This window comes from Novosphingobium clariflavum (genome assembly GCF_026420865.1).
Lineage (GTDB): Bacteria > Pseudomonadota > Alphaproteobacteria > Sphingomonadales > Sphingomonadaceae > Novosphingobium > Novosphingobium clariflavum.
In genome coordinates, this window is sequence record NZ_JAPCWC010000005.1 from 196,547 (window position 1) to 222,995 (window position 26,449).

Genomic DNA, 26,449 nt, shown 5'->3' on the forward strand with positions numbered 1-26,449 from the left:
GGAAGAACGGTGACGCCCCCCGATGGGTGGTGGGGCGTAAGGCTCCGACGGAGAGAATGCATGAAGAGTGTCGTGATCGCGGGTTACGCCCGCTCGCCCTTCCATCTGGCGAACAAGGGCGCCCTGGCCCGCGTCCGTCCCGACGATCTGGCCGCGCAAGTGATTCGCGGACTCATCACCAGGACCGGCGTTGAAGCGGCCGACATCGAGGACGTCGTGGTCGGCTGCGCCTTCCCCGAAGGCGAGCAGGGCTTCAACATCGCGCGTCTCGTCGGCCTGCTGGCCGACCTGCCGATCTCGGTCGGCGGCATGACCGTGAACCGTTTCTGCGGCTCCTCGATGAGCTCGATCCACTATGCCATGGGCCAGATCGCCATCGGCGCGGGCGAAGTCTTCGTCTGCGCGGGCGTCGAATCGATGAGCCGGGTGCCGATGATGGGCTTCAATCCGCTGCCCAACCCGGCGCTGGCGGCGAAGAGCGCCGCCTACATGTCGATGGGCGAGACGGCCGAGAACGTCGCGGCCAAGTACCAGATTTCGCGCGCCGAACAGGAGGCGCTGGCCGTCTCCAGCCAGCACAAGGCCGCTGCCGCGCGTGACGCGGGCAAGCTGGCCGACGAGATCGTGCCGATCGAGACCAGGGGCGGCCTCGTCAGCGAGGACGGCACCATCCGCGGCGAAACCACCGCCGAGGGTCTTGCCGGCCTGAAGCCCGCGTTCGACGCGGCCGGGTCGGTGACCGCAGGTACCTCCTCGCCGCTGACCGATGGCGCCAGCGCGGTGCTGGTCACCACCGAGGACTATGCCCGCGCTCACGGCCTGCCGATCCTCGCCCGCATCAAGTCGGTGGCGATTTCGGGCTGCGCGCCGGAAACCATGGGTCTTGGCCCCATTCTCTCGAGCCGCAAGGCGCTTGAGCGCGCGGGCATCGCGGCCGGTGATCTCGACGTCGTCGAGCTCAACGAAGCCTTCGCCTCGCAGGCACTCGCCTGCATCAAGGACCTCGGCCTCGATGTGGCCAAGGTGAACATCGACGGCGGCGCGATCGCCATCGGCCACCCGCTGGGCGCCACCGGCGCGCGCATCGTCGGCAAGGCGGCCTCGCTGCTGAAGCGCGAAGGCGGCAAGTACGCGCTCGCCAGCCAGTGCATCGGCGGCGGTCAGGGCATCGCCACGATCCTGGAGTCGGTGGAATGAGCGATACCATTATCAAAAAGGTCTGCGTGATCGGCGCCGGCACCATGGGTGCCGGGATCGCCGCGCAAGTCGCCAATGCCGGAGTGCCGGTGCTGCTGCTCGATATCGTGCCTAAGGATGCGACCAACCGGAACGTGGTCGCCGAAGGCGCGGTGGCGAAGATGCTCAAGACCGAGCCGGCGCCGTTCATGAGCAAGTCGGCCGCCAGACTGGTCGAGACCGGCAACATCGAGGATCACCTCGAGAAGGTTGCCGAGTGCGACTGGGTGATCGAGGCGGTGATCGAGCGTCTCGACATCAAGCAGGGCCTCTATGCCAAGCTCGAAGCGGTGAAGCGCGAGGGTACTGCGGTCTCGTCGAACACCTCGACGATTCCGCTCGCCAACCTCGTCGAAGGGCGTTCGGACGCGTTCAAGCGCGACTTCCTCATCACCCACTTCTTCAATCCGCCGCGCTACATGCGGCTGATGGAGATCGTCACGGGCGCCGATACCGACGCCGCCGTCGCTGCGAAGGTGGAGCAGTTCGCCGACGTCTCGCTCGGCAAGACGGTGGTGAAGGCCAAGGACACCCCGGGCTTCATCGCCAACCGCATCGGCACGTACTGGATCCAGCTTGGCCTCAATGCCGCGTTCGACATGGGGATCCCCGTCGAACTGGCCGATGCCATTGCCGGCAAGCCCATGGGCGTGCCCAAGACCGGCGTGTTCGGCCTTGTCGACCTCGTCGGCATCGACCTCATGCCGCACCTCCAGGCCAGCCTCACCTCGACGCTGCCCGCAGGCGACCTCTACCACGGCATTGCCCGCGACATTCCGCTGATCAACAAGATGATCGGCGAGGGCTATACCGGCCGCAAGGGCAAGGGCGGGTTCTACCGTCTCAACAAGGAGATGGGCCGCCGCAAGGAAACCATCGACCTGGCGACCGGCGAATACCGCGAGACGATCAAGGTGGCCGGCCCGCGCGGCGCGGCTGCGCGCGGCGACCTCAAGGCGCTGGTCGAAAGCCAGGGCGAGATCGGCGCCTATGCCTGGGCCGTGCTCGGCGACACGCTGGCCTATGCCGCCAGCCTCGTGCCGTCTGCCGCCGATGATGTGGTGGCCGTCGATGACGCGATGAAGCTTGGCTACAACTGGAAGGCCGGGCCCTTCGAGATGATCGACAAGCTGGGCGCGAAGTACCTGGCCGAACGCCTCGCCGCCGAAGGCAAGGCGGTGCCCGAGATCCTCACGGTGGCGGGCGAGCGCCCGTTATACCGGATCGAGAACGGCAAGCGCCAGTTCCTCGGCCTCGACGGCGCCTACCGCGACGTGGTCCGCCCCGAAGGCGTGATGCGGCTTGCCGACGTGAAGCTTTCGTCCAAGCCGATCATCCGCAACGCCTCGGCGGCGCTCTGGGACATCGGCGACGGCGTCGTCTGCCTGGAATTCACCGGCAAGATGAACGCGCTCGACGGCGAGGTCATGAAGCTGATCGGGCAGGCCATTCCGCTGGTGGCGGCGCAGTACAAGGCGCTGGTCGTCTACAACGATGCCGATACCTTCTCGGCCGGTGCCAACCTCGGCCTCGCGCTCTTTGCCGTCAACATCGCGGCCTGGAGCGAGATCGAGAAGCTCGTTGCCGGCGGCCAGCTGGCCTACAAGGGCCTCAAGTATGCCCCGTTCCCCGTCGTCGGCGCGCCTGCCGGCATGGCGCTGGGCGGCGGCTGCGAGATCCTGCTGCACTGCGATGCGATCCAGGCCCATGCCGAGCTCTACTGCGGCCTCGTCGAATGCGGCGTCGGCCTCGTTCCCGGCTGGGGCGGCAATGGCGAGATGATCGAGCGCTGGCGCAATGCCCCCGGCATGCCCAAGGGGCCGATGCCGGCGGTGGCCAAGGTCTTCGAGATGGTCTCGACCGCACAGGTCTCCAAGTCCGCCCAGCAGGCACGCGAGATGATGATCCTGCGGGGGGATGACGGCATCACCATGAACCGTGACCGCCTGCTCCACGACGCCAAGCAGAAGGCGCTGTCGCTGGTGGAAGGCTATACCCCGCCCGAGGCGCCTGAGTTCAGGCTGCCCGGTGCCGGTGGCCGCACCGCGCTGGGTCTGGCGGTCGAGGGCTTCCACAAGCGCGGCATGGCGACCGACTACGACGTGGTCGTCTCCGGCGTGCTGGCCGACGTGCTGACCGGCGGCGGCGAGTTCGACCTCGTCGACACGGTGAGCGAGGGCGAGCTGCTCAAGCTGGAGCGCGATGCCTTCATGGGCCGCCTGCGCGATGCCCGCTCGGTCGCCCGCGTCGAGCACATGCTCGAAACCGGCAAGCCGCTTCGCAACTGATAAGAATGCGCGCCGCCCGTCATCGGGCGGCGCGCGAGGAGAGTGACATGCAAGTCTACGAAGCGCCCCTGCGCGACATGAAGTTCGTGCTCCACGAACTGCATACCGATGACGGCTTCGGCAATCTCGAAGCCCTCGAGGAATTCACCCCCGACCTCGTCGACGCGGTGCTGGAAGAAGCGGCCAAGGTGGCGCAGGAAGTCCTGCTGCCGCTCAACCGCAGCGGCGACATCGAGGGCTGCACCCTCGAGAACGGCGTCGTGCGCACCCCCAAGGGCTTCAAGGAAGCCTACGACATGTTCCGCGAGGGCGGCTGGTGCGCGCTGGCGTCCGACCCCGAGTGGGGCGGGCAGGGCCTGCCGGAAACCGTGAACAAGCTGACCGAAGAGATGATCTGCTCGGCCAACCTCTCGTTCAGCCTCTATCCCGGCCTCACCCACGGCGCGACCACCGCGATCGAGGGTTATGCCAGCGACGCGCTGAAGCAGGCCTACCTGCCCAAGATGGTCGAGGGCACCTGGTCGGGCACGATGTGCCTCACCGAACCGCACTGCGGCACCGACCTCGGCCTGCTGCGCACCAAGGCGGTGCCTCAGGGCGACGACAGCTACAAGATCTCGGGCGCCAAGATCTTCATCTCGGCGGGCGAGCATGACCTCACCGAGAACATCATCCACCTCGTCCTCGCCCGGCTTCCCGATGCCGACGAGGGCGTGAAGGGCATCTCGCTGTTCCTCGTGCCCAAGTTCCTGCCCAGGGAAGACGGCACCCCGGGTCCGTCGAACGGCGTCTCGGTCGCTGCGATCGAGCACAAGATGGGCCTCAAGGCCTCGGCCACCTGCCAGCTCAATTTCGACGAATCGATCGGCTGGCTGGTCGGCAAGCCCGGCAAGGGCATGGAAGCCATGTTCAAGATGATGAACACCGAGCGCGTCTCGGTCGGCATCCAGGGGCTCGGCGTGGGTGAAGCGGCCTACCAGTCGGCGGTGTGGTACGCCAAGGAGCGCGTGCAGGGCCGCTCGCTCTCGGGCGTCAAGAACCCCAAGGGCCCGGCCGATCCGATCATCGTCCACCCCGACGTGCGCCGCATGCTGATGACCGCGCGTGCCTACAACGAAGGCAGCCGTGCGGTCGGCGCCTGGGTCAGCCGCGCGCTCGATGCCGAGAAGCATGCGACCGATCCGGCAGTGAAGGCCCGCGCGGAAGACTTCATCGCGCTGATGACCCCGGTGGTGAAGGCGCTCTTCACCGACTGCGGTTATGAAAGCGCGAACCTGGCCGTGCAGGTCTACGGCGGCCACGGCTACATCGCCGAGAGCGGGGTGGAACAGTTCGTGCGCGATGCCCGCATCGCCATGATCTACGAAGGCACCAACGGCATCCAGGCGCTCGACCTCGTCGGCCGCAAGATGCCCGCCCATGCCGGTCGTTACTTGCGCGCGTTCTTCCACCCGGTCTCGGACTTCATCGCCGCGAACAAGGAAGACGCGACCTTCGGCAAGATGATCGAAGGGCTGGAAAAGGCCTTCGGCGCGCTGCAGCTCTCGACCGGCACGATTGCCCAGAAGGGCATGAAGGACCCCGAGGAAGCGGGCGCGGCGGCGACCGACTATCTGCGCCTGCTGGGCCTTGTCGCGATGGGCTACACGTTCGCCAAGGCGGCGCTGATCGCCAAGGCGAGGCTCGACGAAGGCACCGGCGAGGCGGCGTTCTACACCGCCAAGATTGGCACCGCGCAGTTCTTCTTCGACCGTCTGCTGCCGCAGGCGACCGCCGCGTTCCTCGCCATCAAGTCGGGCAAGGCCTCGATGATGGCGCTGGACGCCGACATGTTCTGATCGCAGGCCCGCGCGCGATCGAAAGCGCGCCGGGCCTATTCGATCTATGCGCTCCCAGCGGGGGGCGGGACGCTTCGGTGTCCCGCCCCTTCCTGCGTTTCAGGGCGATTTTCGCGCGCCCGGCCAGCCTCCCCGTCTCGCCTCACCTTCATGCCTCGCCGTCTTGCCTTCGGCGGGGGCAGCGCGCACAACCGGGGCTCCCCTCCCGCACCGGAACCGCGCCGCTCCCCCCTCCACCCCATGCTGTGCGCTGGTCCCCGCGTGCAAACCATGGAGCCTGACGCTGAGCGAACCGACGCAGGAACCCGTTTCCGCCCCCCTCGATCATGGCCCGGACGATGCCGTCCCGCGCCATTCGGTCCAGCGAATCCGCCGCGAGATCCGGCGCCGCAGCCTTGTCGTCAGCCGGGTCGAGCCGCTGGGCTCGGCGATGCTGCGGGTCTGGCTGGAGGGCGAGGATCTCGCCGATTTCGAGAGCGGATCGCCCGACGATCACATCAAGCTGTTCTTTCCCGTCGCGGGCGCCGGGCCGGACGAGAAACCGGCCATGCGCGACTATACGCCGCGCCTGTTCGATCCGGCCGCGCGCACGCTCGCCATCGATTTCGCGCTGCATGAGCCTGCCGGCCCCGCCACGGCATGGGCAAAGGCGGCCAGGCCCGGCGACGTGCTCAACATCGGCGGGCCGCGCGGCTCGGCGGTGGTGACCGATGATTTCGACTGGTATCTGCTGGTCGGCGACGAGACCGCGATCCCGCAGTTCTCGCGCCGGATCGAGGAGCTGCGCCCCGGCATTCCCGTCACCGCGCTGGTCTCGGTCGCGCCGGGGATCGAGCGGGCGCCGGTCCCGGCGCGGGAAGGGCTCACCTGGATCTGGGTGGAGCACGCAGGCCACGGCGAAGACGCCGCGCCGCTGCTGGCCGCGCTGGGCGATGCCGGGCTGCCGGAAGGCGAGGGCTATGCATGGATCGCGGCGGAAGCGGCGGTGGCGCAGGCTATTCGTGCCAAGCTGACCGACGAGATGGGCCATCCGCTGGGCTGGCTGCGCGCCTCCGGTTACTGGACCGTCGGCCAGGCGCAGGGCTGAGAGACCGTTTGGAAATTCGCGAAAAGCGAATTTCGCGGCCCCAGCCCGCTCCAAAAATGCCGTCGCGGGCATTTTTCAAACAGACTCTGAGAGAAAGGCAGGAGCGCCGGAGCGCCCCTGCCTTCTGGGGAATTCTTACGCTTCGACCAGACGGCCGCGAGCGACCAGCTTCTGGGCCATTTCGTCGGCGACGACATGGCTCGGACGGCCTTCGCTCTCGGCCGTGGCGAGGATTTCGCCCAGGCGTTCGGCGATCAGGTCGATACGGCCGCCGACCTGGTCTTCGGTCTCGCCGAGATATTCGGCGACCACGTTGATGATGCCGCCCGCGTTGACCACGTAGTCCGGCGCATAGGCGATGCCGCGCTCGGCCAGACGCGCGCCGTCCTGTTCGGTGGCGAGCTGGTTGTTGGCGCCGCCGCAGATCAGCCGGGCGCGCAGCACGGGAATGGTCTTGTCGTTGAGCACGGCGCCCAGCGCGCAAGGGGCGAAGATCTCGGCTTCGGCAGCGAGGATCTCGTCAGGCGCAACCACGCGGCCACCGAACCGGGCGGCCAGCGCTTCGGCGCGGGCCGGATCGGCGTCGGCGAGGACCAGCCTGGCGCCGGCGTCATGCAGCAGCTGGGCGAGGTGCGAACCGACATTGCCGGTGCCCTGCAGCGCCACGGTCAGGCCGCGCACGTCCGATCCCAGGCTCACGCGCGAGGCGGCCTGCATCGACTTGAAGATGCCGAGCGCGGTCCAGGGCGAGGGGTCGCCGCCGGCGAAACCGGGCTTCTTGTCGAGCCCGGCGACGTGGCGGGTTTCCTCGGCAATCGCGCGCATGTCGGCGATGGTGGTGCCGACGTCTTCCGCGGTCACGTACTGGCCGCCCAGCTTCTCGACCGCGCGGCCGAAGGCGCGGAACATGGCGGCGCGGTCGAACGCGCCTTCGGGGCGCTGGAGCACGGCCTTGCCGCCGCCGAAGGGCAGGCCGGCAATCGCGTTCTTGTAGGTCATGCCGCGGGCAAGGCGCAGGGCGTCGGTCGCCAGTGCGTCCTGATCGGCGTAGTTCCAGAAGCGGCAGCCGCCTGCCGCCGGGCCAAGCGAGGTCGAATGAATGGCAATCACGCCCTTCGCGCCGCTTTCGGGGTCGTCGATCACCACGAACTGTTCACCCAGTTCGCAATCCAGCGTGTTCACCATTTCCGTTGTCGTCCTCACTTTGGGGAGCGTTGGAAATAGCAGTGTTTCGCCTGATAAAAATTGCGAATTTGACGGTAAATGCGCTATGTATGGCGTTATCTATTCGGTGAATTGGAAATTTTGGAATTGAACATGTCCAGCGGGCTCGACGAGTACGAAAAGAAGATCCTGGCGATTCTCCAGGTCGATGCCTCGCGCTCCTCGGCCGACATCGCGCAGGAGATCGGCCTGTCGCAGGCACCGTGCTGGCGGCGCATCCAGCGGCTCAAGGACGAAGGCTATATCCGCAGCGAGGTCTGCGTGCTCGATCGCCGCAAGATCGGCCTGCGCGCGCAAGTCTTCGCGCAAGTGAAGCTGACCGCGCATGGCCGCGCCAACCTGTCGCAGTTCGCCGATGCCATGAACGCCTTTCCCGAAGTGCTCGACTGCTACGTGCTGATGGGGTCGGTGGACTTCATGCTGCGTATCGTCACCGAGGACATCGAGGCTTACGAACGGTTCTTCTTCGAGAAGCTCTCGCAAGTGCCCGGGGTGCAGGAAATCAACTCGATGGTCGCGCTTTCCGAGATCAAGTTCACCACCGCGCTGCCGCTGGTTCATCTGTAAGGAAGCGTTTCGCAGCAGGCGAAATGCGCCCTTTGCACCCGGTTATGACCCGTCCTGTCTCGCACGGCACTGGACGGGGCAGGTGTGGATAACTATATACCGACCGGTATGAAATGCTCCGACTCCATTGCCGCTCCGCGTGGTCGCCCGCGTGAATTCGATCCCGAACAGGCCCTTACCTCGGCTCTGCGCGTGTTCTGGCAGCGTGGTTACGAAGGCGCCTCGATGGCCGAGCTGACCGAGGCGATGGGCATCACCAAGCCCAGCCTCTATGCCTGTTTCGGGAACAAGGAGGCGCTTTTCAAGAAGGCGCTCGATCTCTACGAGCGGGACAAGCTGGCCTATGTCGCCAAGGCGCTGGAAGCGCCGACCGCGCGCGGCGTCGCCGAGCGCCTGCTCAACGGGGCGATCGCCACCCATTGCGGCGGCGACAGCGAAAACCCCAACGGCTGCCTCAGCGTCATCTCCACCGTGACCTGCACGATGGAGGATGCCTCGATCCGCGATTTTGTCGCGGCGCGCCGGGTCGCCACCGAGAATTCCCTGATCGAGCGTTTCGAGCGCGCCAAGCAGGAGGGCGACATGCCCGAGACGGTCGATCCGCGATCGCTGGCGAACTGCCTGATGACGGTGCTGCAGGGCATGGCGGTCAAGGGGCAGGGCGGTTCCTGCGTGCAGGAAGCGAAGGGCGTGGTCGATACCTTCCTCGGCATGTGGCCGGGCAAGTAAGTTTCGTCTGAAAATCCGCCGCAGGCCGGGGCCGCACACGGAATGCGCGGAACGCGCGTAACGTCACGGATGCCGCGAATTTTTTTCATTCACCCGCCGTTCACGCCCTTGAAATTGCTGCGTCGCACCTAATTTTACCGAGCGGTACAGAAAACCGCTTGACGATTTCTGTACCGCTATATATACCAAGCGGTACAGAACGAGGGCATAGCCGACTCGCCGCACAGACGGGAGATCGGAGCCGGAGTTCTCCCCCCGGCGCCGCCCGACCCCCCGCGGGCGGCTCCATAGAATAACTGAAAGCAGCTGGCGCTGCGGAGCCCTGTCTCCGCGCGGTGCCGGTCTGCGTCCAAAGACTTTCCGATGCCCCTTGCATCGGAGCACGCCGGCGCGCGCCCTTAACCTCCCCCTCCTGTCCCGAGGGCGCGCGTCGGTTCCTTTTCAGGGAGCACAAACATGGCCTTCATCGATTTTTCCGATGCAGCGCACACCGCGCTGCCCGCCGTACATTCCAATCCGGCCCCGAGCATGCCCTCGGAGAGCCTGCTGAGCCGGCTCGAACGCCGCGTCGTCGAACTGGCGCGCGAGGACGGGCTGCAAAGCCTGATCCCGCAGCGCCCGCGCCGCTGGCTCGCCCGCCTCATCCTCGGCCCGACGCCGCCCTCCCGGATGCTCGCCAACGAGCAGCTTGAAGCGCTGCGGCAACTGGCGGTCAGGGCCTGGCACCATGGTTACACCCTGCCGGTCTCGGCGATCCGCGAGGCAGAAGCTGCGGGTCACAGCGAAGCCAAGGTCGGCGCCGTCATCGATTTCATCGGGCGCAGCCGCGCCCCGGTCCGGAGACTTGCTGCGTGAATGCTCCTGTAAAACTGGAAGAAACGGCCACGGTGTCGGCGCCCCCCGGCGACACCGGCGGCAAGCGGGGGAGCGGCCGCCCCCTGGCGATCGGCGCCATCGCGCTGGTCGCGGTGGCGGGGCTGGGGTGGAAGCTGTTCCACGAAGCCCCTGCCGATGCCGCTCCCCTGCCGCCCGCCATCGTGCAGGCGGCCAACCCGCTGGTGAAGGACGTGACCGAGTGGGACGACTATGTCGGCCGCTTCGCCCCCAGCAAGACCGTCGAAGTGCGCCCGCGCGTTTCGGGCGCGGTCACCCAGATCCTGTTCCGCGACGGCGACTTCGTGCAGGCCGGACAGGCGCTCTTCGTGGTCGATCCGCGTCCCTACCGTGCCGCCCTTGCCGAAGCCCAGGCCGAAGTCGCCTCGGCGCAGGCGGCGCTGACGCTCGCCCGTTCGGACTATGCGCGCGTGGCCGGGCTCAAGGGTGACGAGGCGATGGCCGCCAGCGAGGTCGACCAGCTGCGCTCGCGGGTGAGGGCCGCCGATGCCCAGCTTGCCGCCGCGCAGGCGCGGGTGCGCCAGCGCGCGCTCGACGTCGAGTTCTCGACCGTGCGCGCCCCGATTTCGGGCCGCATCTCGGACCGCCGGGTGGACGTTGGCAACCTCGTCTCGGGCGAGAACGGCACCGGCGCCAGCCTGCTGACCACGATCAACGCGGTCAGCCCGATCTACTTCACCTTCGACGCCTCCGAAGCGCTGTTCCTCAAGACCCAGCGTGAAAAGGCCGAGCACAAGGATGCCGCCAACGTGCAGGTCCGCCTGCAGGACGAGACGCAATACCGCTGGAACGGCAAGCTCGACTTCACCGACAACGGCCTCGACCCGCGTTCGGGCACGATCCGCGTGCGCGCCGTGCTCGACAACAAGGACGGGTTCCTGACGCCCGGCATGTTCGGCAACATGCGCCTGGCCGAAGGCGGCACCGTCAAGGCCATGCTGGTGCCCGACGATGCGATCCAGTCCGACCAGGCCCGCAAGGTGGTGCTGACGGTCGGCAAGGACGGCACCGTGGCCGCCAAGCCGGTCGAACTCGGCCCGCTGGTCGACGGTCTGCGGGTGATCCGCGCGGGGCTGGTCCCCAGCGACCGCGTCGTCATCTCCAACTATCAGGCCGCCGTTGCCGGCGCCAAGGTCAATACCCGTCGCGGCCAGATCGCGCCCGACATGAAGGCAGCGGCCGCCGCTGCCGCTTCCGGCCCCAGCTCGCCCGCCGCGGCGCAGGCCACCATCGCCCATTGATCCACCCATCGGGGGGGCGGTCCAAGCTGTGACCGTCCCCCGTGAGAGGGGCACATTCCCATGCGATTTTCCCGGTTCTTCATCGACCGGCCGATCTTCGCAGGCGTCATCGCGGTGCTTGTCACCGTGGTGGGTGCGCTTGCGTTCTTCGGCCTGCCGGTCAGCCAGTATCCCGACATCGTCCCCCCGACGGTGACGGTGACCGCCCAATATCCCGGCGCTTCCGCCGAAACCGTTGCCGACACCGTGGCCGCTCCCATCGAGCAGGAGATCAACGGCGTCGACAACATGCTCTACATGTCGTCGCAGTCCACCGGCGACGACAAGGTGACGATCACCGTCACCTTCAAGATCGGCACCGATCTCGATGCCGCGCAGGTTCTGGTGCAGAACCGCGTTGCCGTGGCCGAGCCGCGCCTGCCCGAAGCGGTGCGCGCGATGGGTGTCGTCACCCGCAAGACCTCGCCCGACTTCCTGATGGTGGTGAACCTGCAGTCGCCCGACGGCACGTTCAACCGCGACTACCTGTCGAACTATGCGCTGACGCAAGTGAAGGACCGCCTTGCGCGGCTTGACGGCGTGGGCGACGTGCAGCTGTTCGGCTCGCGCGACTATGGCATGCGCATCTGGATCGACCCGAACAAGGCCGCCGCCATGAACCTGACGGCGGGCGAGATCGTCGACGCGCTGAAGGCGCAGAACGTGCAGGTCTCGTCCGGCGCGATCGGCGCACCGCCGTTCGATCGCGGCAATGCCTACCAGGTCGGCGTCGAGATGCAGGGCCGCCTGAACACCCCCGAACAGTTCGGCGACATCGTCGTGCGGACCGATGCCGATGGCCGCCAGGTCCGCGTGCGCGACGTTGCACGGGTCGAACTCGGCGCGCAGGACTACACCACCAACACCTATCTCTCGGGCAAGCCGACCGTCGTGATCGCGGTGCTGCAGCGCCCGGGCTCCAACGCGCTGGACGCCGCCAAGGCGGTGCGCGCCGAGATGGACGCTGTCGCCAAGTCCTTCCCCAAGGGCCTGGAATATTCGGTGATCTACAACCCCACCGAATTCATCGGCCAGTCGATCGACGCGGTCTATCACACGCTGTTCGAGGCGGTGGTGCTGGTCGTGCTCGTCATCCTCGTCTTCCTCCAGAACTGGCGCGCGGCGGTGATTCCGATCATCGCGATCCCCGTCTCGCTGGTCGGCACCGCGATCATGCTCGCGGCGGTCGGCTATTCGCTCAACAACCTCTCGCTGTTCGGCCTTGTCCTCGCCATCGGTATCGTCGTCGACGACGCCATCGTCGTGGTCGAGAACGTCGAACGCTATATCGAGGAAGGCATGAAGCCGATCGAGGCCGCCCGGCGCTCGATGGACGAAGTGACCGGCGCGTTGATCGCCATCGTCCTGGTGCTCTGCGCGGTGTTCGTGCCGACGCTGTTCATCACCGGCATGTCGGGGCAGTTCTACAAGCAGTTCGCCGTCACCATCACCACTGCGACCGCGATCTCGCTGCTGCTCTCGCTCACGCTCTCGCCCGCGCTGGCCGCGCTGCTGCTGAAGGACAAGCACGGCCTTCCCGCCAATGCCCCGCGCTGGAAGCGCGTGCTGCAAGGCGCCGCGGACAAGTTCAACCACGGCTTCGACCGAATGAGCGACCGCTATGCCGCGCTGACGCTGCGGCTGGTGAAGGCCCCGGTGAAGATGATGGCGACCTATGCCGCCCTCATCGCCGCCACCGTGGGCATGTTCTGGGCGACGCCGACCGGCTTCATCCCGCAGCAGGACCAGGGCTACTTCCTCGCCGCGATCTTCCTGCCGCCGGGCTCCTCGCTCAGCCGCACCGATGAAGTGACGCAGGACGTCGCCAAGCGCATCCTGCCGATCAAGGGCCTGCGCGGGGCGGTGATGTTCGCGGGCTTCCATGGCCCCTCGCAGACCGCAGCCCCCGATGCCGCCGCCATCTACTTCCCGTTCAAGAGCTTCGAGGAGCGCAAGCAGCTCGGCGTCACCTACGAAGGCATCATGGCGCAGGCGCAGGAAGCCATGAAGGGCTACGACAAGGCGCAGGTCCTCGTCATTCCGCCGCCGACCATCAACGGCATCGTCCCCCCGGGCGGCTACCGCATGATCGTGGAGGACAACGAAGGGCGCGGTCTGGGTGAACTCCAGAAGGCCGCCGGCGCGCTGATCGCGCAGGCCAACCAGCAGCCGGAGCTGAGCCAGGTCTACACCCTGTTCACCATGAACACCCCGCGCGTCTATGCCGACGTCGACCGCCGCAAGGCCGACATGCTGGGCGTCTCGCCTGCGAAGATCTTCGAAGCGATGCAGGTCTACCTCGGTTCGTCCTACATCAACGACTTCAACCTGCTGGGCCGTACCTACCGCGTCACCGCGCAGGCCGATGCGCCCTATCGCGGCTCGACGGCGGACATCGCCAACCTCAAGGCCCGTTCGGACTCGGGTGCGATGGTGCCGGTCGGCTCGGTCGCGACCTTCAAGGACGAGACCGGACCCTACCGCGTGGTGCGCTACAACCTGCACCCGGCGGTGGAAATCGACGGCAGCTACGGCAAGGGCTACTCCTCGGGCCAGTCGCTGGCGACGATGGAGAAGGTGGCGGACGAAACGCTCCCCTCGGGCTACGGCCGTGAGTGGACGGGTATCGCCTACCAGCAGGCGACGGCCGGCAACACCGCCGGGATCGTCTTCGGCATGGCGGTGCTGTTCGTCTTCCTGGTGCTGGCCGCCCAGTACGAGAGCCTGACCCTGCCGCTGTCGATCATCCTGATCGTGCCGATGTGCCTGTTCGCGGCCATGCTGGGCGTGAACCTGCGCGGGATGGACAACAATATCCTCACGCAAATCGGCCTCGTCGTGCTGATCGCGCTGGCGGCCAAGAACGCGATCCTCGTGGTCGAGTTCGCCAAGCAGGCGGAGGACGAGCGCGGCTACTCGCCGGTGGAGGCAGCCGTCTATGCGGCCCGCACCCGCCTGCGCCCGATCCTGATGACCTCCTTCGCCTTCATCCTCGGCGCCGTGCCGCTGGTGATCGCGAGCGGGGCCGGCGCCGAACTTCGCCAGGCGCTGGGGACCGCGGTGTTCTTCGGGATGGCCGGTGTTACCGCCTTCGGCCTGCTGTTCACGCCCACCTTCTACGTCGTCTGCCGCAGGCTCGCGGCGGCCCTGCGGCGCAAGCCCAAGGAACCGCATCACGAGAGCCACGCGGTGATCCCGGCGGAATGAAAGGACGGATGATGTCCATGAATATCAAGACCATGGCGGCGGTGCTTCTCACCGCCACCAGCCTCTCGGCCTGCGCCGTCGGACCCGACTATGTCGCCCCGACGCCGCCGGCTACGGCGGGGGCGCCCTTCACGGGCGTCCAGTCCGCCGAAGTGACCATGGCATGGCCGGACGACAGCTGGTGGCACCTCTACAAGGACCCGGTGCTGGACGGTCTGGTCGCCGATGCCCTGGCCGCCAATACCGACGTGCGCGTGGCGGTGGCCCGGATCGAGAAGGCGCGGGCGAACCTTCGCGGTTCGAAGTCAGACACGCTGCCGCAGACCGGGATCGATGCCAGCGGCACTTATGGCCGCGTCTCGGAAAGCCAGGTGCTGCCCGGCTATGACCGCGAAGGGCGCCGCGTCGACGGCGAGCTTTCGGTCAATTACGAGCTGGACCTGTTCGGCCGCGTCAAGCGCGGGGTCGAGGCCTCGCGCGCCGATCTCGCCGCCTCGATGGAGGATGCCGATGCGGTGCGGGTGACGGTCGTCGCCGATACCGTGCGCGCCTATGTCGATGCCGCCAGCGCCGCCGAGCAGATCGCGGTGGCCGAGGATACCGTGGCGCTGCTCGGCAGGTCGGAGCGGATCACCAATGCCCGCTTCGAGCGCGGGCTCAGCCAGAAGCTCGACGTGATCCGCGTGACCCAACTGCGCGAGCAGCAGGCGGCGGCGATCCCCAGCCTGCAGGCGGCGCGCGATGCGGCGCTGTTCCGTCTGGCGACGCTGACCGGGCGGACGCCGCAGGATCTTCCGGCCTCGGTGCGCGAGCGGACCACCACGCCCGATGTCGGCCAGCCGATCCCGGTGGGGGACGGCGCCACCCTGCTGGCGCGCCGTCCCGACGTGAAGGCGGCCGAGCGCCGTCTCGCTGCCGATACCGCGCGGATCGGCGTGGCGACGGCGGATCTCTATCCCAAGATCACGCTGGGCGGCTCGGTCGGCACCACGGCGGTCGGCGCGACCGACATTTTCGGCGGCGGCCCGCTGCGCTGGCTGCTGGGGCCGATGATCTCCTGGGCCTTCCCCAACCAGGAAGCCATCCGCGCACGGATCGGCGGGGCGAGGGCGGACGCCAAGGCCGATCTCGCCACGTTCGACGGCACCGTGCTGACGGCCTTGCAGGAAACCGAGACGGCGCTCTCCGCCTATCGCAACGCCTTGCTGCGCAAGGACCGCCTGGCCTCGGCCCGCGATGCGGCGAAGCGCGCGGCGGATGTCAGCATGGCGCGGCAGAGCAGGGGGCAGATCGATTCGCTCGACGTGCTCGACGCGCAGCGCACGCTGGCAAGTGCGGATGCCGACTATGCGGCGGCGCGGCGCGCGGTGGCCTTCGCGCAAGTGGACCTGTTCCGCGCGCTGGGCGGAAGCTGGCAGAAGAGCTGACGCCAAGCGTCACCTGCCCAAAAGAGAAAGGGCGGCAAGGCTGGTGCCTTGCCGCCCTTTCGCGTGTCTCCCGCGGCGATCAGCGCGAGCCGAAGGCGTAGCGGATGTTGATGCCGAACTCGCGCGGGGCGGTGGTGGTCACCCCGGTATACGTGCTGGTGTAGTTCGCGCCGGTCGGGCCGGTGAGCACCGGGCGATGGGTCACCGGATCGAACTGCCCGGCAAAACCGAGCTGCTGATAGCTGGTGGACAGCGGCGTGGTGCGGGTCAGCGTCTTGGTGGTGTCGAAGAGGTTCTTCGCATAGAGGCCGATTTCCCAGGCCCCGTCGTCGGCGCGCAGGCCGGCGAAGAGGTTGACCAGCGCATAGTTGCCGACGTCGTCGTAGGCATTGGTCGGATCGACCTTCGACTTGCCGTAGTAAGTCATCAGCCCCCGGACATAGGCGTTGCCACCGGTGAAGACCGGGAAGCTGTATTCGCTCTGCAGGGTGGCGCTGAACGGCGCCATGAAGCCCGAGCGCTGGCTGACCTGGCACGAAGCGATGTTGTCGGAGCCGACCGCGGCCTGGAGCTGGGCCAGCGTCGGCGCGCTGGTCACGACATCGGGGGTGCCGTCGCCGTTGAGGTCGTTGCAGGGCACGGTGCCGTTCTTGATCTTGCCGATCGAGTAGCTGGCCGAGGCGCTGAGATCCCAGCCGGTGAGCACGGTGTACGAGACATCGCCCTCGATGCCGTTCACTTCGACCGGCACGGCGCCGACGAAGTTGAAGTTGGCGACCTGCTTCGAGGTGCCGGTCACGGCGCCCGTCGAATCGCGCACCGCCACGGTGTTGACGTAGAACACGCCCGAACCCGGCGCACGGTAGGGGTAGTTGTCGAACTTCTGGTGGTAGCCGGTGAGGTTGAAGCGCAGCTGGCCGTCGAGCATCTTCGACTTCAGGCCGACTTCATACGACTTCGAGGTTTCCGCCGGCAGGTGCAGGAACGAGTTTTCCAGCGCCGAGGGGGTGATGTTGAAGTCGCCGACGACGTCGATGCCCGGGCGCCAGGAACTGCCGGTCGAGGCATAGACCATGAGGTCGGGCGAGAAGTTGTACTTCACCGAGCCGCTGTAGATCCACTTCTTCTCGTGCTGCAGGCGGTCGGACAGGACATTGCCGTTCACCGTCAGCACGCCGCGGTTGCGGTAGTCGATGTGGCGCACGCCGCCGGCGATCTCGAAGCCGCCGAAGTGGGCGGTGAGGTTGCCGAAGAACGACTGCTCGTGCGACTTGCCCTCGCTCTCGATCGGGGTCTGGACGATCGTGGCGATGCCGCCGCCGAACGCGGCGGGCAGCCTCACCGGGGTCGGGTTGGTGAGGTGGGTGTCGGGGTGGTTGCGGCTGTCGAAGAAGCCGACGACGTAATCGAGGGTGCCGAACAGGCGCTCGTCGTTCTGCAGCCGGATTTCGTGCGATTCCGAGGTCGAGCGAGTGTTGGTGATCTGGTTGATGTCACCGGCGAAGAAGTTGCCGTCGTCGATGTTGTCGGTCGAGTGGATCTTCTGGGTATAGTGCTGGCCCTGGTAGATCAGGCGCTGGCCCCACTGGCTGACTTCGGCGCGCCAGTTGTAGACGTCGAAGATCTGGCGGATGTCGCGCGGATCTTCCTGGATCGAGAGGCGGTCCTTGGTCGAGATGTAGAGCGGGCTCTGCGCCGCGTTCGGATTGGCCTCGGAGAACGAGGCGACCTGGTCGTAAGTATGGGCGGTGGCGTCGATGCGCTGGTACATGCCCTCGAAGCGCAGCCAGTCGGTGGGCGTGAGCAGCGCCGAAAGACGGCCGCTCTTGGTGCGTGCGAACGGGTCCTTGTTGCCGTTGACCGGGCGGACGCGGTCGCCCTCGTTCTCGTCCCAGACGCCGGCGGCGCGGATCGCGGCGATGCCCTCGATCACGGGCACGTTGGCGGCGCCCTTGAAGTTGATCGTGCCGATGTCGTTGGCGGTCATGTCGACGAAGCCGCCGTAGGAATAGAGGTCCGGCTTCCTGGCGGTGACGGTGATCGAGCCCGAGGGCGAGGCGCGGCCGCGCAGCGTGCCCTGGGGCCCGCGCTGCACTTCGATCTGGCCGACGTCGTACATCTGCTGGAGCACGACGCCCGCGGTGATCGGCGCGTCGTTCATGTAGAATTCGACGGTCGGGTTGTTGCCGCTGGCGTTGACGTCGAAGTTGACGCCGCGCATCTTGGCGTTGCCGCCGATGCCGTTGGCGTTGGTCTCGAGCTGGAGGCCCGGAGCGAGCGTCGAGACTTCCTTGAAGTCACGCAAGTTGAGCTTGGAGATGTCGTCGGCCGTCACCGTGTCGATCACGGCGGGCACGTCCTGCACGTCCTCGTCGCGGCGGCGGGCGGTGACGATGATGACGTTGGTGGCCTCGTTGGCTTCGGCGGCCGGTTGGGTTTGGGCCTGGACCATGGCCGGGGCACTGACCCCCAGGATGCCGACCGAACACAACAGAAGCTGCTTGAACGCGCGCATGAACTCTCCCTCCGGTTTTTGAACCTTTTTCTTGCGCGTATGGGTGCGAGGGAGGGCCGGGAATTGTCAAATGAAATGGCTTCATTTCTCACAGGCAACGGCACGGCGTTATTTGAACAGGTGATCAAACTTTCATGAAGTGGCCGGGCGCCGCGATTCCGGCGACATGTGATCCATGCTGTCTCGAAGGCGCAAAAAAAGAGGGGCGCCGAAGCGCCCCTCGATTCGCACTCGTCGTCCGGCGCTCAGTTGCGCGAGGCGAGGCCCTTGTTCAGCCACAGCGCCGCGAGCGTCGCGATGGCGCCCGAGAGCAGGTAGCCGCCCGAGGCGATCAGGCCCCAGTTGGTCGACAGCAGCAGCGCGGCAAGCGGCGCGAAGGCGGCGCCGACCAGCCAGGACAAGTCGCTGGTGAGCGCCGAGCCGGTGTAGCGGTGCTCGCTGGCGAAGCCCGAGGCGACGACGCCCGAGGACTGGCCGAAGGCGAGGCCGAGCAGGATGAAGCCGGCGATCATGTAGATCACCTCGCCGGCGGCACCGGCGTCGAGCAGCTGCGGGGCGAAGCCCGAGAACACGGCGATGGCGACGGCGCAGGTGCCCAGCAGGTTACGGCGCCCGAACTTGTCGGCGAGGCGGCCCGAGGCGATCACCGCGACGACGCCGAAGCAGGCGGCCATGGCCTCGATCAGCAGGAAGCCGGTGGGCGAGTTCTGGGTGAAGAGGAACACCCACGAGAGCGGGAACACGGTGACCATGTGGAACAGCGCGAAGCTGGCGAGCGGGGCGAAGGCGCCCAGCACGATGGTCTTCCACTCGGTGCGCAGGGTCGCGCCCACGCTCACCGCCTGCAGGTCGCGGCTGGCGAAGAGGTGCTGGAATTCCTCAGTGACGACGATGCGAAGGCGCGCGAAGAGCGCGACGACGTTGATCGCGAAAGCCACGAAGAAGGGATAGCGCCAGCCCCAGTCGAGGAAGTCGGCGGCGGGCAGTTCGGTGATCATGTAGGCGAACAGGCTGCTCGCCACGATCAGGCCGAACGGGGCGCCGAGCTGCGGGATCATCGCGTACCAGCCGCGCTTGTTCTCGGGCGCGTTGAGCGCGAGCAGCGAGGCCAGGCCGTCCCAGGTGCCGCCGAGCGCGAAGCCCTGGCCCAGACGCAGCAGCGCCAGCAGCCAGATCGCGGTCGAGCCGGCCGAGGCATAGGAGGGCAGGAAGGCGATCGCCGCGGTCGAGCCGCCGAGCATGAACAGCGCGATCGTCAGCTTGGTGCCGCGGCCATAGGCGCGGTCGAGCGCCATGAACACGAGGCTGCCGATCGGGCGGGCGACGAAGGCCAGCGCGAAGATCGCGAAGGAGTAGATCGTGCCGGTCAGCGCGTCGACGAAGGGGAAGAACAGCTTCGGGAAGACCAGCACCGAGGCGATGGCATAGACGAAGAAGTCGAAGAACTCCGAGGTTCGGCCGATGATCACGCCGATGGCGATTTCACCGGGGGAGGGCTGGTGATGCTCCTTGAACGTCGGCAGGCCCAGAGCGTCTCTGGACTGGGGTGTGCTGGTCATTTCGGTTCTGCGGCCTTCGTCTCGGGTCCGTTCCCGATTCCACGCGGAACGCGCGAAGCCGGTCGCGGACGAATCAAAGCGGGCGCGCGAAAACGCCCGAGTTCATGGTGAGGCCCTATCGTCATTGATTGGCGTCAAGGGGATTGGACAAAATGTCCTATGTTCGCACTCGCGGCATGCGCTTAGGCGCACCAACCATGCGCCCACCCGAGTCCAGACCGAAGCTGCGGCACCTGTCCGCGCTCGCCAAGATCGCCACCGCCCTGTCGCTGACGGGTGCGCTGACTGCCTGTAACGCCATTGTGCTGCACCCGTCCGGGGATGTCGCGCAGCAGCAGGGTGACCTCGTCGTCGCCTCGACCCTGCTGATGCTGCTGATCATCGTTCCCGTGATGGCGGCTACCGCGTGGTTCGCCTGGCACTACCGTGCCACGAACAAGAGCGCGAAGTACGATCCTCACTGGGATCACTCGACTCAGCTCGAACTGCTGATCTGGGCGGCCCCGCTGCTCATCATCATCTGCCTCGGTGCCCTGACCTGGGTGAGCACCCACCTTCTCGATCCCTACCGCACCATCGGCCGCCTCGACGCCAAGACCCCGGTCGCGGCGAACGCCAAGCCGCTGGAAGTCGAAGTCGTCGCGCTCGACTGGAAGTGGCTCTTCATCTACCCCGAACAGGGTATCGCCACGGTGAACGAACTGGTCGTGCCGACCAACCGTCCGCTGCAGTTCAAAATCACCTCGGCGAACGTGATGAACTCGTTCTACGTTCCCGCCATGGCCGGCCAGATCTACGCGATGCCGGGCATGGAAACCCGCCTCCACGCGGTCATGAACAAGGCCGGTGATTCGGTCGGCTTCTCGGCCAACTATTCGGGCGCGGGCTTCTCGCACATGCGCTTTGCCACCCACGCGGTTGCGGACGACCAGTTCGCAAACTGGGTGAAGTCGGTGCAGACCGGCGCCAATGCCGGCACGCTCGACCGCACCGTCTACCTCCAGCTCGAAAAGCCGAGCGAGAAGGTGCCGGTGACCCGCTACTCCGCCGTTTCGCCGGACCTCTACAACGCCATCGTCAACATGTGCGTGCAGCCCGGCAAGATGTGCGCCAGCGAGATGATGGCCATCGACGCGCGCGGTGGTCTCGGCAAGGCGGGCATCCGCAACGTCGAGATGCTATCCTACGACCGCGGCGGCCGCGAGAGCGTCGCCGCTGCCAACCCGACCGCCGCCGTCCAGCGCGAACTGGCCTGGGTCCGTGCGCTCTGCGCCCAGAACCCCGGCGTGGTCGCCGACAAGAGCGTGAAGGCTCCGGCCTCGATGCAGACGCTTTCGGGCGCCGGCATCTCGGAGCCGCAGGCGGCGGTGTCGTTCTTCGCGCGTGACAAGGAAGCGCTGGCCGCTCCCGTGTCGACCCCCGCGCATTCCTCCCAGATTTCCCGGAACTGACAGAACATGGAAGCCGTAGACCATTCGCACTGGAGCCCGTTACTGGGCCGCCTGTGGTGGGACGCCCTGCCACAGGAACCGATCGTGCTCGCCACATTCGTCGTCGTCGCCCTTGGCGGCGTGGCGATGGTGGCCGGCCTCACCTACTTCAAGCTCTGGGGTTATCTCTGGAAGGAGTGGTTCACCAGCGTGGACCACAAGAAGATCGGCATCATGTACTGCGTGCTGGGCCTGGTCATGTTCCTGCGCGGCTTTGCCGACGCGGTCATGATGCGTATCCAGCAGTCGATCGCCTTCAACGGCAGCGAGGGGTACCTCACCGCCCACCACTACGACCAGGTCTTCACCGCCCACGGCGTGATCATGATCTTCTTCGTGGCGATGCCCTTCGTCACCGGCCTCATGAACTACGTGGTGCCGCTGCAGATCGGCGCGCGCGACGTCTCGTTCCCGTTCCTGAACAACTTCAGCTTCTGGATGACGACGGCGGGCGCGGTGCTGGTCATGGCCTCGCTGTTCATCGGTGAGTTCGCGCAGACCGGCTGGCTTGCCTATCCGCCGCTGTCGAACCTGGCGTACAGCCCCTGGGTCGGCGTCGACTACTATATCTGGGCCCTGCAGATCGCCGGTGTCGGCACGCTGCTCTCGGGCGTCAACCTGATCGCGACCATCGTCAAGATGCGCGCGCCGGGCATGACGATGATGCGCATGCCGGTCTTCACCTGGACCGCGCTTTGCACCAACATCCTGATCGTTGCTGCCTTCCCGGTGCTGACCGCGGTGATGGCGATGCTCTCGCTCGACCGCTACCTCGGCTTCAACTTCTTCTCGAACGACTTCGGCGGCTCGCCGATGATGTACGTCAACCTGATCTGGATCTGGGGTCACCCCGAGGTCTACATCCTCATCCTGCCGATGTTCGGCGTGTTCTCGGAAGTCACCTCGACGTTCTGCGGCAAGCGCCTGTTCGGCTACTCCTCGATGGTTTACGCAACGCTTTGCATCACCATCCTGTCGTACCTCGTCTGGCTCCACCACTTCTTCACCATGGGTTCGGGCGCGAGCGTCAACTCGTTCTTCGGCATCACCACGATGGTGATCTCGATCCCGACCGGCGCGAAGCTCTTCAACTGGCTGTTCACGATGTACCGTGGCCGCATCCGGTTCGAACTGCCGATGATGTGGACGGTCGCCTTCATGATGACCTTCACCATCGGCGGCATGACCGGCGTGCTGCTCGCGGTGCCCCCGGCCGACTTCGTGCTGCACAACTCGCTGTTCCTGATCGCGCACTTCCATAACGTGATCATCGGCGGCGTGCTGTTCGGCCTGTTCGCGGCGATCAACTTCTGGTGGCCCAAGGCCTTCGGCTTCAAGCTCAACCAGTTCTGGGGCAAGGTCAGCTTCTGGCTGTGGGTCCCGGGCTTCTGGCTTGCCTTCACCCCGCTCTACATCCTCGGCCTGATGGGCGTCACCCGCCGCATGCGCGTGTTCGACGATCCCTCGCTGCAGATCTGGTTCGTCATTGCCGCGCTTGGCGCCGCGATGATCGCCGGCGGCATCGGCGCCATGCTGGTCCAGTTCGCGGTGTCGATCTGGAAGCGCGAGGAACTCAAGGACGTCAGCGGCGATCCGTGGCAGGGCCGTACGCTCGAGTGGTCGACCTCGTCGCCGCCGCCCGAGTACAACTTCGCCTTCACCCCGATCGTGCACGACATCGACGCCTGGGACGACATGAAGCGCTGCGGCGTGGAACGTCCGACCGCCGGCTTCCGTCCGATCCACATGCCCAAGGGCACCGGCACCGGCATCATCCTCGCCGGCCTGTCGACCGCGCTCGGCTTCGCGATGATCTGGTACATCTGGTGGCTCGCGGCCGTGTCGTTCCTCGGCGTGATCGGCTACTCGATCTTCCACACCTTCAACTACAAGCGTGACTACCACATCCCGGTCGAGACGGTCGAAGCGACCGAGGCCGAGCGTTCGCGCCAGCTTGCAGCCGCAGGAGCCTGATCGATGACCGCGACTGTAACCGAACTGAAGACCCCGCTGAGCCAGCCCCAGCTCCAGGCCGCGTTCTACGACCTGGACGAGCATGACCATCCCGAAGGCGGCAGCACCATGCTGGGCTTCTGGATGTACCTGATGAGCGACTGTCTCATCTTCGCCATGCTGTTCGCCGCTTACGGCGTGCTGGGTGGCAACCTGGCGGCGGGCCCGGGGCCGAAGGATCTCTTCGACCTCAAGCTCGTCGGCGTGAACACCGCGATGCTGCTGTTCTCGTCGATCACCTACGGCTTCGCCATGCTGGCCATGGAGAAGAACCAGAAGGGCGCGACCCAGGCCTGGCTGCTCGTCACCGCCGTGTTCGGCGCGGCGTTCCTGTCGATCGAACTCTACGAGTTCCATCACATGATCGGCGAGGGCGCCGGCCCCTGGCGCTCGGGCTTCCTCACCGCGTTCTTCTCGCTGGTGGGCACCCACGGGCTTCACGTCACCTTCGGCCTGATCTGGCTGTTCACGCTGGTCGTGCAGGTCGGCAAGAAGGGCCTGGTCCCGGCCAACAAGCGCCGTCTCATGTGCCTTTCGCTGTTCTGGCACTTCCTCGACGTCATCTGGATCGGCGTCTTCACCTTCGTCTATCTCATGGGAATGCTGTGATGAGCGACCACGTCCACCCCAACGAGCACGTCGACGACGTGCACGCCAGCGGCCATGGCACGATGCGCGATTATGTGATCGGCTTCCTGCTCTCGGTCGTGCTCACCGCCATTCCGTTCTGGCTGGTGATGACCGGTGCGATCACCGACAAGTCGACCACCGCGCTGGTCATCATGGCCTTCGCGATGGTGCAGATCGTCGTGCACATGATCTACTTCCTGCACATGAACACCAAGGCCGAGAACGGCTGGACGGTCATGGCGCTGATCTTCACGATCATCCTGCTGGTGATCACGCTGTCGGGTTCGCTCTGGGTCATGTACCACCTCAACCACAACATGATGCCGATGAGCGCGCACGAGATGGGGCAGCTGCCCTGATCGCCACGGTTTCAGACGCATCATGCACACAGTGATCGAAACCAACGAAGCGCGGCGGCCCTGGGGGCTCGCCGCGTTTCTCGTGTTGGCCCTCGCCGCCTTCGTGGCCCTTGGCATCTGGCAGGTGCAGCGCCTGCAGTGGAAGCACGCGCTGATCGCCCGTGTCGACGCGCGGGTCCATGCCGAGCCGATCCCGCTTCCCGCTGACGACCGCCTCGCGCGGGTAAAGGGTTCCGACCTCGACTATCTGCGCGTTTCGCTCCAGGGTAGCTACGAGGGCAGCGCGACCGTCCTGGTGCGCGCCGCCACCGATCTTGGCACCGGGTACTGGACGATGACGCCGCTGAAGCTCGAGGATGGACGGCAGGTCTGGGTGAACCGCGGCTTCGTGCCGGCGGGCACCGGCGCCAGCGCCGCCGCCGCGAGCACCCCGGCAGGCGCGGTCCGCGTTGTCGGCCTGCTGCGTTCGGACGAGCCCAAGGGCAGCCTGCTGCAGTCCAACCAGCCGCAGGACGACCGCTGGTACTCGCGCGATACCACGGCGATGGCGGCCGCGCGCGGGATCGGCCGGGTGGTGCCCGCCTTCGTCGATGCGCAGGCCGAACAGGCCCGCCGCCCAGCCGGACCAAAGCCCGCCGGACCAAAGCCTGGGGCACCGGCGCCGGTGCCCGGCCTCACCCAGATCCACTTCCCGGACAACCACCTCAGTTATGCGCTGACGTGGTTCGCGCTGGCGGCGATGTCGGCGATGGCGCTGGTGTTTGTCTGGCGCCGCCGCCGATGGAACGGCTGATCGACCTGTTCGCGCCGCGCGGGCTTCCCGGAAGCTCGGCCAGCCGCGCCAACGTCGTGCTGCTCACGCAGCTGCGCTGGACGGCGGTGGTCGGCCAGCTGGCCACCATCGTCGTGGTCCAGCAGGGCCTCGGCGTGAAGCTCTCGTTGGCGCCGCTGCTGATGGCGCCGCTGCTGCTGATCGTGGTCAACCTCGTCTCGGCCAGCGTGGTGCTGCGCCGCCAGTCGTTCTCGCAGGGCGAGCTGTTCTCGGCGCTGATGATCGACGTCGTGGCGCTGTGCTGGCAGCTCTACCATTCGGGCGGCGCGACCAATCCCTTCACGTTCCTGTTCCTGCTGCAGATCGTCATCGCCGCGGTCATCCTTGACCTCAGGTGGAGTTCGCTGGTGGCGATCAACGCCTGCCTCTGCGTGCTGCTGCTCACGTTCTATCACGAACCGCTCCAGCTGCCGGTGCAGGGGCGCGACCCGTTCCAGCTCTATCTCTACGGCAGCCTGCTGTGCTTCGTGCTGGCGGCGGTGCTGCTGATCGTGTTTGTCGCCCGCCTCGATCTCACCCGGCGCGAGAGCGATGCCAAGCTGGCGGCGCTGCGCCAGCAGGCGGCGGAGGAGGACCACATCATCCGCATGGGCCTGCTGGCCTCGGGCGCGGCGCACGAACTGGGCACGCCGCTCTCGTCGATTTCGGTGATCCTGGGCGACTGGACCCACGAACCCGCGATCGCCGAAGACCCCGACCTTGCCGCCGACCTCGTCGACGTGCGCCGCGAGCTGGAGCGCTGCAAGACCATCGTCAGCGGCATCCTGATGTCGGCGGGCGAGATGCGCGGGGTGGCGCCGGCGGTCACCACCTTGCGCGGCTTCATCGGCGAGATCCTCGAGGAATGGCGCCCGCGCATGCCGGGCGAGCTGCGTTTCCTCGATTCGATCGACGTCGACCGCTCGATCGTCTCCGATCCCGGCCTCCGCCAGGTCATCGGCAATGTCATCGACAATGCCGTGGAAGTCTCGAGCGACCTCGTGGTGATCGAGGCCTGGGTCGAATCGGGCCGCCTCGTGCTGACCGTCAGCGACCGCGGGCCGGGGTTCGCGGCGGAAATCCTGCCGCGCGTCGGCCAGCCCTATGCCTCGACCAAGGGCCGTGACGGCGGCGGGCTGGGGCTGTTCCTGGTGGTCAACGTGATCCGCAAGCTCGGCGGCAAAGTAGCGGTCGACAACCTGCCCGGTCGCGGGGCAAGGGTGCAACTTGCGATTCCCCTTGCTACACTGGCCTACGAGCCCAGGAAGGGTGACGAATAACATACATTCGGGGCC

General features: G+C 66.7%; 19 protein-coding genes. 16 read left to right on the forward strand and 3 right to left on the reverse strand.

The genetic code is table 11. The annotated features are described in order from the left end of the window. Positions 1 to 60 precede the first annotated feature (60 nt). The 4 genes from OKA11_RS09055 to OKA11_RS09070 all read left to right on the forward strand — a co-directional run bounded on the left by OKA11_RS09055 (position 61) and on the right by OKA11_RS09070 (position 6,449). Complete coding sequence (locus OKA11_RS09055) at positions 61 to 1,197, forward strand: thiolase family protein (RefSeq protein ID WP_267219886.1); 1,137 nt, start codon at positions 61 to 63, stop codon at positions 1,195 to 1,197. After that, positions 1,194 to 3,524 (forward strand): 3-hydroxyacyl-CoA dehydrogenase/enoyl-CoA hydratase family protein, encoded by a 2,331-nt coding sequence (locus tag OKA11_RS09060; RefSeq protein ID WP_267219887.1) that lies wholly within the window; start codon positions 1,194 to 1,196, stop codon positions 3,522 to 3,524. The genes OKA11_RS09055 and OKA11_RS09060 overlap by 4 nt, the downstream gene beginning before the upstream one ends. 47 nt (positions 3,525 to 3,571) lie before the next feature. After that, positions 3,572 to 5,362 (forward strand): acyl-CoA dehydrogenase C-terminal domain-containing protein, encoded by a 1,791-nt coding sequence (locus OKA11_RS09065; protein ID WP_267219888.1) that lies wholly within the window; start codon positions 3,572 to 3,574, stop codon positions 5,360 to 5,362. Positions 5,363 to 5,525: 163 nt separating this feature from the next. Next, positions 5,526 to 6,449: a siderophore-interacting protein gene (locus OKA11_RS09070; RefSeq protein WP_267219889.1), complete on the forward strand. Its 924-nt coding sequence runs from the start codon at positions 5,526 to 5,528 to the stop codon at positions 6,447 to 6,449. Positions 6,450 to 6,584: 135 nt separating this feature from the next. On the opposite strand, the gene OKA11_RS09075 is transcribed toward OKA11_RS09070, so the two are convergent. Further along, on the reverse strand, positions 6,585 to 7,634 hold the full coding sequence (locus OKA11_RS09075; RefSeq protein WP_267219890.1) for a Glu/Leu/Phe/Val family dehydrogenase: 1,050 nt from the start codon (positions 7,632 to 7,634) through the stop codon (positions 6,585 to 6,587). Between the two features lie 132 nt (positions 7,635 to 7,766). On the opposite strand from OKA11_RS09075, the gene OKA11_RS09080 reads away from it, so the two are divergent. The 6 genes from OKA11_RS09080 (at position 7,767) to OKA11_RS09105 (ending at position 15,777) form a co-directional block, all read left to right on the forward strand. Further along, a complete protein-coding gene (locus tag OKA11_RS09080) occupies positions 7,767 to 8,240 on the forward strand; it encodes an Lrp/AsnC family transcriptional regulator (protein ID WP_267219891.1) in 474 nt (157 codons plus the stop codon). Positions 8,241 to 8,348: 108 nt separating this feature from the next. Beyond that, positions 8,349 to 8,969: a TetR/AcrR family transcriptional regulator gene (locus tag OKA11_RS09085; protein ID WP_267219892.1), complete on the forward strand. Its 621-nt coding sequence runs from the start codon at positions 8,349 to 8,351 to the stop codon at positions 8,967 to 8,969. A gap of 456 nt (positions 8,970 to 9,425) precedes the next feature. Further along, positions 9,426 to 9,824, forward strand: coding sequence for a hypothetical protein (locus OKA11_RS09090; protein WP_267219893.1), 399 nt, complete (start codon positions 9,426 to 9,428; stop codon positions 9,822 to 9,824). Next, on the forward strand, positions 9,821 to 11,104 hold the full coding sequence (locus OKA11_RS09095; protein WP_379489436.1) for an efflux RND transporter periplasmic adaptor subunit: 1,284 nt from the start codon (positions 9,821 to 9,823) through the stop codon (positions 11,102 to 11,104). Before OKA11_RS09090 ends, OKA11_RS09095 begins: the two co-directional genes overlap by 4 nt. Before the next feature lie 60 nt (positions 11,105 to 11,164). Then, positions 11,165 to 14,350: an efflux RND transporter permease subunit gene (locus tag OKA11_RS09100; RefSeq protein ID WP_267219894.1), complete on the forward strand. Its 3,186-nt coding sequence runs from the start codon at positions 11,165 to 11,167 to the stop codon at positions 14,348 to 14,350. Between the two features lie 17 nt (positions 14,351 to 14,367). Next, positions 14,368 to 15,777 (forward strand): efflux transporter outer membrane subunit, encoded by a 1,410-nt coding sequence (locus OKA11_RS09105; protein ID WP_267219895.1) that lies wholly within the window; start codon positions 14,368 to 14,370, stop codon positions 15,775 to 15,777. Positions 15,778 to 15,856: 79 nt separating this feature from the next. On the opposite strand, the gene OKA11_RS09110 is transcribed toward OKA11_RS09105, so the two are convergent. Together OKA11_RS09110 and OKA11_RS09115 are read right to left on the reverse strand one after the other, a co-directional pair. Further along, the gene (locus OKA11_RS09110; protein ID WP_267219896.1) at positions 15,857 to 18,292 is read right to left on the reverse strand and encodes a TonB-dependent receptor; all 2,436 of its coding nucleotides are present in this window, start codon (positions 18,290 to 18,292) and stop codon (positions 15,857 to 15,859) included. A 245-nt stretch (positions 18,293 to 18,537) separates the two neighbouring features. Next, entirely contained in the window at positions 18,538 to 19,851 is a 1,314-nt protein-coding gene (locus OKA11_RS09115) for an MFS transporter (protein WP_267219897.1), read from the reverse strand. A 197-nt stretch (positions 19,852 to 20,048) separates the two neighbouring features. On the opposite strand from OKA11_RS09115, the gene cyoA reads away from it, so the two are divergent. From cyoA to OKA11_RS09145, 6 genes are all read left to right on the forward strand, one after another. Beyond that, a complete protein-coding gene (gene cyoA / locus OKA11_RS09120; protein WP_267219898.1) occupies positions 20,049 to 21,302 on the forward strand; it encodes a ubiquinol oxidase subunit II in 1,254 nt (417 codons plus the stop codon). A gap of 6 nt (positions 21,303 to 21,308) precedes the next feature. Beyond that, the gene (cyoB, locus tag OKA11_RS09125) at positions 21,309 to 23,315 is read left to right on the forward strand and encodes a cytochrome o ubiquinol oxidase subunit I (RefSeq protein ID WP_267219899.1); all 2,007 of its coding nucleotides are present in this window, start codon (positions 21,309 to 21,311) and stop codon (positions 23,313 to 23,315) included. A 3-nt stretch (positions 23,316 to 23,318) separates the two neighbouring features. Further along, a complete protein-coding gene (gene cyoC / locus OKA11_RS09130; protein ID WP_379489437.1) occupies positions 23,319 to 23,963 on the forward strand; it encodes a cytochrome o ubiquinol oxidase subunit III in 645 nt (214 codons plus the stop codon). A gap of 62 nt (positions 23,964 to 24,025) precedes the next feature. After that, complete coding sequence (cyoD, locus tag OKA11_RS09135; RefSeq protein WP_142637849.1) at positions 24,026 to 24,343, forward strand: cytochrome o ubiquinol oxidase subunit IV; 318 nt, start codon at positions 24,026 to 24,028, stop codon at positions 24,341 to 24,343. 22 nt (positions 24,344 to 24,365) lie between these two features. Further along, entirely contained in the window at positions 24,366 to 25,136 is a 771-nt protein-coding gene (locus tag OKA11_RS09140) for an SURF1 family protein (RefSeq protein ID WP_267219900.1), read from the forward strand. Further along, entirely contained in the window at positions 25,124 to 26,434 is a 1,311-nt protein-coding gene (locus OKA11_RS09145; RefSeq protein WP_267219901.1) for an ATP-binding protein, read from the forward strand. Before OKA11_RS09140 ends, OKA11_RS09145 begins: the two co-directional genes overlap by 13 nt. The last annotated feature ends 15 nt before the right edge of the window (positions 26,435 to 26,449 follow it).

Coding starts and splice junctions, on each gene's coding strand:
- OKA11_RS09055 (WP_267219886.1), top strand. CDS start 61: ATGAAGAGTGTCGTGATCGCGGGTTACGCCCGCTCGCCCTTCCATCTG.
- OKA11_RS09060 (WP_267219887.1), top strand. CDS start 1,194: ATGAGCGATACCATTATCAAAAAGGTCTGCGTGATCGGCGCCGGCACC.
- OKA11_RS09065 (WP_267219888.1), top strand. CDS start 3,572: ATGCAAGTCTACGAAGCGCCCCTGCGCGACATGAAGTTCGTGCTCCAC.
- OKA11_RS09075 (WP_267219890.1), bottom strand. CDS start 7,634: ATGGTGAACACGCTGGATTGCGAACTGGGTGAACAGTTCGTGGTGATC.
- OKA11_RS09080 (WP_267219891.1), top strand. CDS start 7,767: ATGTCCAGCGGGCTCGACGAGTACGAAAAGAAGATCCTGGCGATTCTC.
- OKA11_RS09085 (WP_267219892.1), top strand. CDS start 8,349: ATGAAATGCTCCGACTCCATTGCCGCTCCGCGTGGTCGCCCGCGTGAA.
- OKA11_RS09090 (WP_267219893.1), top strand. CDS start 9,426: ATGGCCTTCATCGATTTTTCCGATGCAGCGCACACCGCGCTGCCCGCC.
- OKA11_RS09100 (WP_267219894.1), top strand. CDS start 11,165: ATGCGATTTTCCCGGTTCTTCATCGACCGGCCGATCTTCGCAGGCGTC.
- OKA11_RS09105 (WP_267219895.1), top strand. CDS start 14,368: ATGAATATCAAGACCATGGCGGCGGTGCTTCTCACCGCCACCAGCCTC.
- OKA11_RS09110 (WP_267219896.1), bottom strand. CDS start 18,292: ATGCGCGCGTTCAAGCAGCTTCTGTTGTGTTCGGTCGGCATCCTGGGG.
- OKA11_RS09115 (WP_267219897.1), bottom strand. CDS start 19,851: ATGACCAGCACACCCCAGTCCAGAGACGCTCTGGGCCTGCCGACGTTC.
- cyoA (WP_267219898.1), top strand. CDS start 20,049: ATGCGCCCACCCGAGTCCAGACCGAAGCTGCGGCACCTGTCCGCGCTC.
- cyoB (WP_267219899.1), top strand. CDS start 21,309: ATGGAAGCCGTAGACCATTCGCACTGGAGCCCGTTACTGGGCCGCCTG.
- cyoC (WP_379489437.1), top strand. CDS start 23,319: ATGACCGCGACTGTAACCGAACTGAAGACCCCGCTGAGCCAGCCCCAG.
- cyoD (WP_142637849.1), top strand. CDS start 24,026: ATGCGCGATTATGTGATCGGCTTCCTGCTCTCGGTCGTGCTCACCGCC.
- OKA11_RS09140 (WP_267219900.1), top strand. CDS start 24,366: ATGCACACAGTGATCGAAACCAACGAAGCGCGGCGGCCCTGGGGGCTC.
- OKA11_RS09145 (WP_267219901.1), top strand. CDS start 25,124: ATGGAACGGCTGATCGACCTGTTCGCGCCGCGCGGGCTTCCCGGAAGC.